This window comes from Paenibacillus sp. 2KB_22 (genome assembly GCF_052115745.1).
Lineage (GTDB): Bacteria > Bacillota > Bacilli > Paenibacillales > Paenibacillaceae > Paenibacillus.
The window spans coordinates 140257-152518 of record NZ_JBFRHG010000008.1 but is presented as its reverse complement, the minus strand read 5'-3'; the positions used below and the strand labels follow the sequence as shown (position 1 = coordinate 152518).

11 protein-coding genes are annotated in these 12262 nt (G+C 49.9%); 1 reads left to right on the top strand and 10 read right to left on the bottom strand.

All coding sequences use genetic code 11. The features are described 5' to 3' along the window. Positions 1 to 7: 7 nt before the first annotated feature. From AB4111_RS28130 to ytxJ, 6 genes are all read right to left on the bottom strand, one after another. Complete coding sequence (locus AB4111_RS28130) at positions 8 to 2353, bottom strand: histidine kinase (protein ID WP_442034403.1); 2346 nt, start codon at positions 2351 to 2353, stop codon at positions 8 to 10. Between the two features lie 91 nt (positions 2354 to 2444). Further along, positions 2445 to 3005, bottom strand: coding sequence for a potassium-transporting ATPase subunit KdpC (gene kdpC, locus AB4111_RS28125; RefSeq protein ID WP_442034401.1), 561 nt, complete (start codon positions 3003 to 3005; stop codon positions 2445 to 2447). A gap of 99 nt (positions 3006 to 3104) precedes the next feature. Then, the gene (gene kdpB / locus AB4111_RS28120; protein ID WP_442034466.1) at positions 3105 to 5105 is read right to left on the bottom strand and encodes a potassium-transporting ATPase subunit KdpB; all 2001 of its coding nucleotides are present in this window, start codon (positions 5103 to 5105) and stop codon (positions 3105 to 3107) included. 208 nt (positions 5106 to 5313) lie between these two features. Beyond that, positions 5314 to 6993, bottom strand: coding sequence for a potassium-transporting ATPase subunit KdpA (gene kdpA / locus AB4111_RS28115; protein WP_442034399.1), 1680 nt, complete (start codon positions 6991 to 6993; stop codon positions 5314 to 5316). A 58-nt stretch (positions 6994 to 7051) separates the two neighbouring features. Beyond that, positions 7052 to 7129 carry a potassium-transporting ATPase subunit F gene (locus AB4111_RS28110; protein WP_442034464.1) on the bottom strand — a complete coding sequence of 26 codons (78 nt, stop codon included), beginning with the start codon at positions 7127 to 7129 and terminating at the stop codon, positions 7052 to 7054. Between the two features lie 281 nt (positions 7130 to 7410). Next, positions 7411 to 7950, bottom strand: coding sequence for a bacillithiol system redox-active protein YtxJ (ytxJ, locus tag AB4111_RS28105; protein ID WP_442034397.1), 540 nt, complete (start codon positions 7948 to 7950; stop codon positions 7411 to 7413). Positions 7951 to 8174: 224 nt separating this feature from the next. Here ytxJ and AB4111_RS28100 point away from each other — a divergent pair, with 224 nt between their 5' ends. After that, positions 8175 to 9029 (top strand): hypothetical protein, encoded by an 855-nt coding sequence (locus AB4111_RS28100; RefSeq protein ID WP_442034395.1) that lies wholly within the window; start codon positions 8175 to 8177, stop codon positions 9027 to 9029. Positions 9030 to 9129: 100 nt separating this feature from the next. Here the strand turns inward: AB4111_RS28100 and AB4111_RS28095 are convergent, their stop codons facing one another. From AB4111_RS28095 to AB4111_RS28080, 4 genes are all read right to left on the bottom strand, one after another. Continuing rightward, positions 9130 to 9558, bottom strand: coding sequence for a VOC family protein (locus AB4111_RS28095; protein WP_442034393.1), 429 nt, complete (start codon positions 9556 to 9558; stop codon positions 9130 to 9132). Between the two features lie 513 nt (positions 9559 to 10071). Then, the gene (locus AB4111_RS28090) at positions 10072 to 10299 is read right to left on the bottom strand and encodes a hypothetical protein (protein ID WP_062837704.1); all 228 of its coding nucleotides are present in this window, start codon (positions 10297 to 10299) and stop codon (positions 10072 to 10074) included. Positions 10300 to 10487: 188 nt separating this feature from the next. Continuing rightward, entirely contained in the window at positions 10488 to 11360 is an 873-nt protein-coding gene (locus tag AB4111_RS28085; RefSeq protein ID WP_442034391.1) for a sugar phosphate isomerase/epimerase family protein, read from the bottom strand. 12 nt (positions 11361 to 11372) lie between these two features. Continuing rightward, a complete protein-coding gene (locus AB4111_RS28080; RefSeq protein ID WP_442034389.1) occupies positions 11373 to 12248 on the bottom strand; it encodes a sugar phosphate isomerase/epimerase family protein in 876 nt (291 codons plus the stop codon). Positions 12249 to 12262: the final 14 nt, after the last annotated feature.

Sequence of the window (12262 nt, the reverse complement as noted above, 5' to 3'; positions counted from 1 at the left end):
AATCCATTCACATCCCGTTCCGTTCATAATCGTAATCTGCAACGATTAATACATCCAGATGCCGCGACAACCGTACAAGTCGGTTGACCACCGAACCTGAGCCGCGGTAGCCATTCAGCCACCACACCCGTCTTGCCTGCCCGACCACCAACTGGGTTGCTCTCGCCTCCGATGCCTTTCTTGCCAGAATTTCAGGTACATTCCGCAGCCTCGGACTATGATGAATATGAAATTGACCACCAAGCCGAATCGTCAGCTGCTCCAATACTTCCAGATGGCACTTCACTTCGTCACTCATGGACTCACCGATGTGGATATGATGTACGTGCCAGATGGCTTTTAGACGGAAAGCCATGCGGAATCCGCGCCGGATCAGCCGCTCGGCATGATGATCACTGCTTACACATACAAAGACCGCTTCCTGTCTGCGCCAAGGTCCTCGAAGTGTGATTTTGGCTTGTTGTGCTTCAAGCCGTTCATCCACGTCGTCCGCCAGTTCTCGCAGGGCAAGTTCACGCAAGGCAATCAGATTACCGATTTTGAAGAAATTCGCAAGGGCTTGCTCGACCTTGGCAGTTGCATAGATTTTACCCTCCCTCATGCGCTGCCGCAAGGCCTGGGGCGCCACATCAATCAGCTGCACCTCATCCGCCATCTGAATGATCCGATCGGGTACGGTCTCGCGGACACGAACACCTGTAATATGTTCAACGGCATCATTCAGACTTTCGAGATGCTGTACGTTCATTGTGGTAATCACCGAGATGCCTGCATTCAGCAGGAGCAGAACATCTTCATAACGCTTTTGCCGGACACTTCCGGGTATATTCGTATGCGCCAGTTCGTCCACCAGCACCACTTCCGGACAGAGACGCAGAATAGCCTCCGTATCCATCTCTTCCAGACGGGTCTCCTGATAAACTCGCTGCACGCGGGGGATCACAGATAAGTGACCCATCTGCTCGACGGTTTCCGCCCGCCCATGAGTCTCCAGCAAGCCAATCCGCACATCGATGCCCTTTCGGAGCAAATCATTGCCTTCCCGCAGCATCATGTAGGTTTTGCCTACACCTGGTGCGGCTCCGATATATATTTTGAATGTGCCACGCTGAATCTGGCCAATCTGTTCCTTCATTTCCTGCTCGCTTAGTCTGCGGTATGTCAGTGACTCCACATCGTTTACCTTGGCCGGTACCGGTACCACATGTTCACCCTCCCGAGTCGCTCGATCAGCAACCAGAAAGAGATCAACACCACGTAATCTGCGTAGCAGCGAGTTCACAACGGACCCTTGCCACAATTCCTGCCAGCGTGTACGCCGAGAGTGCCCCATCACAATCCGGGTAATCTGGTGCTCCATTGCGTAACGTGCCAGTGTAGACGGGATGTTCCGACGGTGTAATACAGACAGCTCCTCCATATGGCCGCCAAACTTCTCCACCAGCTTGATCATATTGCGCCGAAATACGGTTGCCTCCTTGGTTAATGGCTGCTTCATATTCCGAAAAACCACCGCGGACAGATCACCATTCAGCCGTTTGGCAATCTGTTGTCCGCGCCGGATATAGATCGAGCCGTTCCAATGATATTGCGTGGACACCAGAATCCGTTCCAGGATGCCCGTTGTGACGGTAATTCCCATCTCCTCCCGATGCTCGCGCAGAGATTCATTGACCCCTTCTGCAACCAATCTCAGGGCCAGTTCGCGCAGAATACCCAGATTGCCTTGACGAAATACAGCTTCTCCCTCATGCCCCTTCAGATGACCTTCTGCCAACCGGCTCAGTATGGTTTCCGGCGTGACATCAATCAGTTTGACTTCATCCGCAAGTTCCAGTGTATCCGCAGGTACCGTATGTTCTGCTGCGATACCGGTGAGCTGCCGGGCCAGATCGGTATATCCTTCCAGCTCATATACATTCACCGTTGTCATGACACTGATGTTGTTTCGGAGCAAGAACTGAATGTCCTCCAGCCTGGTAGCATATCGAGCGCCATCTCTGTTGCGATGTGCCAAACCATCCACCAGCACAACCTCCGGATTACGCTCCAGCAGTGCATCCAAGTTCAGATCTTTCATCTCTGCATCATCACTCTGGCGTAACCAGTGAATGCTTGGAATCCGTTCGAGTGCGCCAAGCTGTTCCACCGTTTCCGGTCTGCGCATTGTGGAGACGGCGCAGATGACTACATCAATGCCCTGCTCGCGTAACGTATTCCCTTCTCGTAACATGTGATACGTTTTACCCGATCCACTCACTGGGCCGATGTAGATTTTGAGTGTACCCTGCTGTAGCTTCGTAATCATCTTCAACATCTCTTCCGGAGACTTGCGCTTAAAACTGTCTTCCATACGTCCCTCTCCCCCTTCCCTTAAAAAATAAAATAAAAAAATGGAGAAAGCCCCTCACGATATGTCGTGAGTAGGCTAATATGTTAACTCGTTAGTTCAGTTCTGTTGTCAGCGCAAGATTCAGAGCCGTTACATTCACACGCGGTTCCCCGAATATACCCATCTGACGGCCTTCCGTATGCTCATTTACAAGTTGCACAAGCTGCTGTTCACTAAGCCCAGTAGCTTCGCTAATGCGCGGGATCTGTGCCTCAGCGGCTTCAGGAGAGAGATCAGGGTCAAGTCCCGAACCTGAACCCGTCACGAGATCAGCAGGGATCTGCTGCAATCCCGGGTTTTCCTGCCTAAGCTGAGTAATCTTTTCCTTCATCTCACTGATATACTCATCCGAAGCTACGGCACGATTCGAACCGGCTGAAGCCGTTGGGTCATAACCGGCATTCGATGCCCGGGGCTGGAACAGCCCCGGCGATTGGATCTCCTGCGCCAGCAGTGACGAGCCGATAATTTTCTCATTTTGCGTAATCAGACTGCCATTCGCCTGCGCAGGGAAGAGAAGTTGGGCTACGCCAGTCGTTACAAGCGGGTAGATTAGACCGCAGATCAGCATCAGCACGACGGATAGCCGTACGGCGGGTAAGAACATGTTCATACAGATCACTTCCTGAATTCATTAGGATAAAAGAATAATGTTGATAAGCGTGGCGGTGTACCCACTCTTTAGTTCAGGATTACGAAATGACATCGTTTCTCAAAGAATCCCCGACAGAACCATATCAATGAGCTTAATGCCGATAAAAGGTACAATCACACCACCTACGCCATAGATGAACACATTGCGCCCAAGCAGCCGTTCGGCTGACATCGCCCGATACTTGACCCCTTTCATTGCGATAGGAATGAGTAGCGGAATGATAATGGCGTTGAAGATGAGCGCCGACAGGATCGCAGACTGCGGTGAAGACAGATTCATAATATTCAGTGCCTGAAGCTGCGGCATGGCGAGAATGAACATGGCTGGGATGATGGCAAAATATTTCGCGATATCATTGGATATCGAAAAGGTTGTAAGTGCACCGCGTGTAATCAGCAGCTGCTTGCCAATGGAGACGACCGACAATAGCTTGGTTGGGTCAGAGTCCAAGTCAATCATATTGGCCGCTTCCTTGGCCGCCATGGTGCCCGAATTCATCGCCAGGCCCACATCGGCCTGTGCCAGAGCAGGAGCATCGTTCGTACCGTCGCCCGTCATGGCGACGAGTTTGCCCTCCTGCTGCTCTTTTTTGATCGCAGCAATCTTGTCCTCGGGCTTCGCTTCGGCAATAAAATCATCCACGCCCGCTTCCAGCGCGATGGTCGCTGCGGTTAACGGATTGTCGCCTGTACACATAATGGTCTTGATACCCATGGCGCGCATCTCAGCGAACTTCTCTTTCAGCCCGGGCTTCACAGTGTCTTTCAGATAGATCAAACCGTAGATGCGTCCATCGATAGCTACAGCAAGCGGCGTACCCCCAGCCTTTGCAATTCTATTTGCGATCTCATCCAGATCCCCCGGTATACGGCCTCCTTCGGAAGTGATATATCTTTTGATCGCATCCACCGCACCTTTGCGGATCTTTATTCCGCTACTCAGATTGAGACCGGACATCCGGGTCTCTGCCGTGAATTCCACATTTTCCGCATGTGCATACTCCGTCTCCGGCCAGCTCTGGCCTTGTTTGCCTGCCAGTTCTACAACAGAACGCCCTTCCGGGGTCTCATCTCGCACAGAAGCCTGTAAAGCAGCTTGCGTCATCTCTGACGAAGTAATGCCCTGAACGGGAATAAACTCAGATGCCATGCGGTTTCCGTATGTGATCGTTCCTGTTTTGTCCAGAATCAACGTGTCGATATCCCCGGCTGCTTCCACCGCTTTACCTGACATGGCGAGCACATTGAACTGCGTAACACGGTCCATCCCGGCAATACCAATGGCAGACAGTAATCCACCAATGGTGGTTGGGATCAGGCAGACGAGCAATGCGATCAGGGTCGCCAGATCCAGTCGAATACCCAGGTAATTCGCCATCGGAACCATCGTGAGTATGACGATCAGGAAGATCAGCGTTAATACGGCGAGCAGGGTTGTCAGTGCTATTTCATTGGGTGTTTTCTGGCGCTGTGCACCCTCAACCAGAGAGATCATCCGGTCAAGGAATGACTCCCCCGGATCGGTCTGTACACGCATGACGATGTAATCAGATACGACACGTGTACCTCCGGTAACCGATGAGAAATCGCCTCCCGCTTCCTTGATGACCGGGGCAGATTCTCCCGTAATGGCCGATTCATCAATAGAGGCCAAGCCTTCTATAATCTCACCGTCCGTGGGGATCAGTTCACCAACTTCCACACGTACCATATCGCCTTTTTTCAATTGGGTCGAAGACACGTGTCGGATTGTTCCATCCTTCTGTACCAGATTGGCCATGGTGTCCGACTTCGTCTTGCGTAACGTATCCGCCTGCGCTTTACCTCTACCTTCTGCAAGTGCCTCCGCGAAGTTGGCAAATAGCAGGGTGAACAGCAATATGAAAAATACGGCGATGTTGTACCCGCGCCCGGCTTCGGATGCGGTGAACAGATCGGGATTAATGCATAACAAGAGCGTAATGAATGTACCCACCTCGACAATAAACATGACCGGGTTTTTGATCATGACCACTGGATTAAGCTTCTTGAACGCATCCAGTGAAGCCTGAAGTATCATATCCTTGCTTAACGACCGTTTCGATCCGGGATCACGTTGAATATGACCGCGATTGTTATCCGGCTCATTGCCCTTCGTTCTAAACATTTCTGTATCCATGTGTTGCATCGTCTGCTCCTTCTTTCGTTCGACTGCATTCATCGTGCACTGCCACCTCCATACGTTACGTCCTTACACCAATTTCTCTGTAACTCCCCTGTCGTATCCCTCATTGAATCATTGCCAAGTGTTCTGCGATCGGTCCAAGGGCAAGTGAAGGGAAGAATGTGAGTGCGCCGACAACAACAATCATCATGACCAGAATGCCAGCAAAGAGAGGTGTGTGTGTCCGCAATGTGCCTGTGGTTACAGGTACAACCCGTTTCGTAGCAAGTGAACCCGCGATAGCGAGCATGGCGATCATGGAAACGTACCTTCCGAGCAGCATAACGATACCAATCGCGATGTTGTAAAAGTCTGTATTGGCATTCAGTCCGGCAAAGGCCGATCCATTATTGGCTGCACCCGAGGCAAAAGCATAGAGAACTTCGGTCAGGCCATGCATGCCCCCGTTCGAGATGGACGCAACTGCTTCAGGCCGCATAAGTGCGAGTGCCGTTGGCGCAAGAATAATCAAAGGATGAATGAGCAAGGCGATGGATGCGAGCTTCACTTCTTTGCCCTCGATTTTTTTGCCCAGGAACTCAGGTGTTCGTCCCACCATTAATCCACAGATAAACACAGCCAGAATCACATACAACAGTCCGTTGATCAGCCCTACCCCTTTGCCGCCAAACACGTTGTTGAGCATCATCTGGGCCAGTGATACCATGCCTCCAAGTGGAGTGAGCGACTCGTGCATATTGTTGACTGAACCTGTTGTGGCTGCCGTCGTGACTGCTGTGAATAAAGCAGACTCGGGTATGCCGAACCTGACCTCTTTGCCTTCCATATTGCCCTGCAGACCTGCTGCATCCAGCGCAGGTACACCGCGATATTCGGAGAAAAATACCGTGGTCAACATCACAAGGAAAAGAAAACTCATCGCTGCGAACAAGGCCCAACCTTGCTTCCGGTTATTGACCATCAAGCCGAAAGCGTAGACTAACGCAGTTGGCAGTAGCATCATGCAGACGATATGCACCAGATTGCTCAGGGCTGTTGGATTCTCGAATGGATGTGCAGCATTGGTTCCAAACCAGCCACCACCGTTGGTGCCAATATGTTTGATCGACTCCAGTGAGGCGACCAATCCACGTGTAATGGTCTGCTGCGCGCCTTCGAGCGTCGTTGCGTTCACCGCTCCCGCGAGCGTCTGTGGCACACCCTGGAACACGAGGAATAGTGCCACGATGAAGCTCAGCGGTAAAAAAATACGTGTAATCGACCGTACAAGGTCGACGTAAAAGTTCCCCAGTTTATCCCGGCGGCCTATCAGCCCGCGAATGAACGCAATGGCTACCGCGAACCCCGTCGCTGCCGACGTAAACATCGGGAATGTCACTGCCAGCATCTGTGACAGGTACGACAGGGCGTTCTCGCCCGTATAAGACTGCCAGTTCGTATTGGTCATGAACGAAACAGCTGTATTAAATGCCTGCGCCGCTGGCATATTGTCAATCCCATCCGGATTGAGCGGTAAATATTTTTGCAGTCGCAGCACCAGAAACATCAATACCAACATTACAAAGTTGGAGAGGAGAACGGCCGTGAGGTACTTTTTCCACCCCATGGACTCATTCTCCCGTACCCCCATCACGCGATAGAGCAGTCGCTCCGGCCCGCCAAAAACCCGATCCAGCCCCGTTCGCTGTCCATCAAACACGTTCACTACATATTTTCCCACCGGTTTCACCAACAGCAGGATGATCAGCAGCGTTACCGCTACTTGCACTACACCGATACCCATATCCGCATTTCCTCCCTATTCGACGTTCCCTTGTTCCGCATTACGTACAGTGTCAGCATCAGAATTTCTCTGGCTTCACCAGCACATAACCGAGATAAATCACCAGTGCGAGTACAATTATGCCGATGGCAATCATTCCGCTCCCCCTCTCTACCCTCAAGCCTTTTCGCAGAATTTCACAAATCCCCAAAACACCGCAAACAGCAGCACAACCAATCCAATCATCGTGGCATCATTCACCATGCGCCCTTCCTCCCTCTCTCTACCGTTCTCTGCACCTGCTACATGTAAAATCGTAATATGAAACACTGTAAAAAAGGGGTAAAGAAATGCCTCCACGGGTGTAAAAAAAGCGTAAAAAAGACCCGCACTTCTCAGCTATGGGCTGAAAAGGACGGGTCTATGAAGGATATCTATTTATCCAAACGGATGCTGTGCCCACTGCAATAATCTCTTTTTTGTAATTTTGCCATGGGATGTATGTTTGACAACTTGCCCCTGATCGAGCAGAAGTACCTGCGGTGACTCATGGTGAACCTCTGTCTCTTCCGCAATATGGCGGGACAATGAGCGATTTTCAATCACTTTGACGATGCGGTAATCCATGGGATGTTTGGGATCTGACGCATTGGTGCCCACAAACGCGATAAACTCTCTGTAGGCTCTCGCACTTATCGGACACGTCGTGCTATGCTTCAGGATAAGCACCGGATGATCCTGCGAGCGTTGAAGCGCGTCTTGCCAGTCACCCGTTTTGTGCAATTCATGGACATGTTCGCTGAGCATATGTTCCGAGTCTGAACCCGTACGTTTACTAACCACCGAACCAATGACAATGCCAAGCGCCAAGCCAAAAGCAATCCCGAGTCCAAGTTGCTGTGTAGCTGCGCCAATACTGACCCCCATAACCGTACCTATGGCAAGCCATACGGCCTGATGGTTTACTTTTTTCTCCATACAGATCTTCCCTTCCCAAAGTATGTATATCAATGCTTTATGTTTTCCAACCTTATATTCTGATCAAATTATAGCATAGCCCTGTGTGAGCAAGCTTCGTTAATCTTCATTTGTAGGTACAGATTTCAGTGATTGAATTTAAGCAAAATGCTCATTTGTGATACACTGGTTGTAATTTGGAAACGATGAACATGAAGAATGGATTGGAAGGGCGGAAATTCCATATGACATACGCGTTTATGATTGAACCACAGGATTTTATTGCGCTGGATAACGAAGATGAGCTGATTGAGAAATGTCAGGAGTGGGGCCTGCTTTCTGGTAAAGCGACCAAACTCAAAACGTTCTATTATAAAGGAAACGGATTAAACATGCCGTGCACCATCATTGGATATGTCGATCATATGGCGGCCGTTATTCAACTGGATAATGGACAAAAACATTGCATTCACCCGTCGTATCTGAAGGAAATGCAAGCGTCCAGTTACAGCGCCAGAAGCATAAGTAATGCTGGGTCAGATCGAAGCACAGAATCGACAACTTCGGATACAGTCGCACCAGTCTCTGCTGATGTTACGCCAACTCCAGATGCCCTGGTTATCCCGGATGAAATTCCGGCGGATCTGGATGATTCAGACGACACGGACACAGATGAATTCTCCTCGGGGATGAAGGGTGATCCGGATGGGCTAGTAGAAGCGTATGTTGGACCTCAGTCGGGGGCAGCCAGTGAAGCCAAACCCAAAGCCAAAACAGCGAGTAAGGCCAAGGCCGTTAAGATTGATCTGCCCGAAGGTAAAGTGAAGATGAGTGCCGTTGTCAAAGAATTCACCACTGTGCCGAATCACTTCTCTGACAATGACGATGAAGTCATCATCTATGAAGCAGTTACCATCACGGAGCCAGACGTCATCGACGTTGGGGAAGCCTGGTCGAGCCACAGTGCTACGGTTAAGAAACAAGAACTGGAAGTGGGAGACGTTATCACATTTGAAGCCAAAATCATCAAGAAGAAGCTGACACGTAACCCGGTTCCTTATAAAATCAACAACCCTTCCAAGATTCAGAAGGAAGGGTAATCCCACGCCGTATAGGGAAAAACAAAAAACCTCCAGAACTGCTCAAAGCAGATCGCGGAGGTTTTGCCGTTTGTAGGCTATATTAGCGAAGAGTACGCTCTTAAGCTTGTCCCGGTTTAGCACTGATCTGAAAATGTACGCCGAATTTGTCGACTATCGAGCCGTAGGCTGGACTCCAGAACGTCTCTTGTATCGCCATTTCCACTACGCCACCATCTTCCAGTTGGCTGAAAATAGCTTTGGCTTCATCCACAGTATCCGTGTTCACAGTAATACTAACATGATTACCTATGGTGTACGGCATGCCTGGAAATGTGTCGGACAACATTAATACCGAGCTGCCAATCTGCAAAGAAGCATGCATAATACGGTCTTTCGCTTCTGGCGGGATGGGATGATTCGGGTCCGATGGACCGTCACCAAATGTTTGAAGCGCAAGCACTTCCGCTCCAAATGCCTTTTGATAAAAATCTACCGCTTCACGTCCATTACCGTCTGTTATCAGATACACATTCAAGCTGATCGACATGCGTTCTTCATCTCCTTGGGCTCATGTAATTATACGATTCACGCTACTTGCGACATGAGTATATATGAACAAGTTGTCCTTTGACAAGCTTATATTTCTGCACTCATCTCTGTGGACCGTTACCCGATTAGGGTTACCAGCATATTCATAATCCATCCCTCTCTACACTAGTTCTTTCGCGTGCGTATATAGTAAAGAATACTGATCAGAACACCCGGAACCAGTGCTGCAAAACTGGCATAGATCAGACACCATTTCAACAAGGTAAATATCGGAGTGAGTTCAGCAAGCACAGGCGTACGTTCAGGATAACGATACATGATCAGAGACGCGGCAGAATAAATGCAATAAAACAGGCAAATACAATAACCGCAGCCACAACCCATCTCCAATTTACCCTTTGATAGAACCAGTCTGACGCTTTATTCAGCACGTTCTGTCCCCTTTCCCGATAAAAAAAAGACCACTCTCCCGAATCCTGTCGGTAAAATGGTTGTGTTCAATCCTATGAAGTTATCGTGCTTGAACGATGTTATCTATTTCACTTTTCAATAAGAGGTATCGGTGAACACTTCTCATGATCGGGACCTTCGTTAGTTTGTTCTTGTCCACGTACAGTTTCATCTGGTCTTTGGTCAAACCAAGCAAACTTCCAGCTTCCGATACCGTCAACACTACCTCTGGGTTCGTAGCATTAAACGTCTTCTTTACCTTCTGATTCCAGTCCTCGAATACCTGCATAGATCAGTGACATCTCCTATCCATAGCCAGTTATTATCAGGCTGAATATATTCATTATACCACACTTGTGATGCTCGTAACTTAATCCTTGCACAGAACCATATTCTGATAGGCTTTTTTGCTTGCTATAGTATGAGAAAAAGAGCCACGTCTGGACGCGGCCCTTAACTATCTCCCCATGATGTTCGTTACGCTTCTTCCCAGAAGCGGCGCAGGTTATCCATGGCGATTTTGGATGCGGATTTGCATTCCTCCATGCCTTCGAACTCCACTGTAATGTGACCATCATAGCCGGAGTTTTTGATCAACTTTACAATTTTGCGAATCGGAATATCCCCTTGCCCAACGATGGCCCCACGCAGGAAGTTGCCGTAGGCCGTCGTAAACCATTCACCCTCACCTGGGTGCTCATCATAAGGACGGAAGTAGAAATCTTTGAAGTGGACCAGGGAAGCGTACGGCAGATTTTTCATGACACCGATGATCGGGTTCTCATCCACACACATGAAGTTGCCAATATCGAGTGTTGTTCTGAAGTTAGGACGATCCACAGCATGCAGCACACGCTGCACCCGATCACTCGCCTGCACACTGAAGCCGTGATTCTCAATAGTTGTGGTGATACCAAACTGCGCTGCATAGTCCGCAATGATCTGGCTTCCCCGTACCATCAGAGGCAGATGTTCCTCGAACCAGGCGATGGTCATCTTCTCCTTTGGCAGGGTAAACGCCGTGACGTCATGACGCAGATGTTTTACACCCATCCGGTGTACGACATCCACATGCCTTTTGACCCGGGCCATCTCTTCTTCAAACGCCTCTTCCGTCTCCTGCACGAAATTGGCTGGCATCGAATAGTTGGACAGTTCAATCCCCGCAGACGCTGCCCGTTCCCGAATCGCATCCGCCAGATCGTGATTATCCTCCACGGTATAACCGTAAGGTACCATCTCCATATGCTCTCCGCCGTTTGCCGCAATCCAGTCGATTACATCCAGCACCGTCATCTCAGCGGAATTCAAATCATTCAACAAACTATACGTGCTTAGGCCCACTTTCATCTACTCAGCTCCCTATCGATATTGTTGGATGAATCGAACCGCCTTGCGAATATCCTCCTCCGGCTGATTGCCTACCTCGCGCTCAATCGTCAGATAACCGGTGTAGCCAATCTCCTGAAGCGCTGCAAAGTATCCGTCAAAATCAACACCACCTTCGCCCAGTGGAACCTCACGGAAGAACGTCCCGGATGAGACCATCTCAGCGATCTTATCGTGATCCATAGGCGCATAACCGACTGCACCGTATACATCTCGTGGGTCGACTTCCTTCAACCGTACACCATCCTTCACATGGGTATGTACGATGTAATCCTTGAGCAGACGAACGCCCTGCGCCGGATCATCTCCAGTCACCATCACCATATTTGCCGGGTCAAAATTCACCGATACCCCGTTGGTCGACAGTGTATCCAGGAATCCTTTCAAGTCAGCTGCCGTTTCCGGTCCTGTCTCAATGGCAAAATATGCGCCAACACTTTTGGCGTATTGGCCCAGTTCCTCACAAGAAGCATGCAGCGTGGCATAAACCTCCGATGAAGGGTCATGTGGAACAATGCCGATATGTGTTGTGACGATGTTCGTACCCAGATCGAGGGCCAGATCCACAATCCGCTTCGATTTCTCCACTTTCCACGAATTATCTTCCTTCACCTGAAAACCATGTCCGCCAAGGTCACCAACCAGTGCTGAAATTTCGAGGCCCAATGAATCGATGTAACTCTTCAGCGCCTTGCGCGCCGCAGGTGACAAATTTTCAGGATCCATCTCTCCCTTGACGGCGTATATCTGCACACCTTCTGCACCTACGTCCTTCGCCTTGTTCAACCCTTCCCGTACACCTACGCCAAAGCTATCCACGATGACACCGATCTTATTCGTTAATTTCATGTCATACCTCCTGA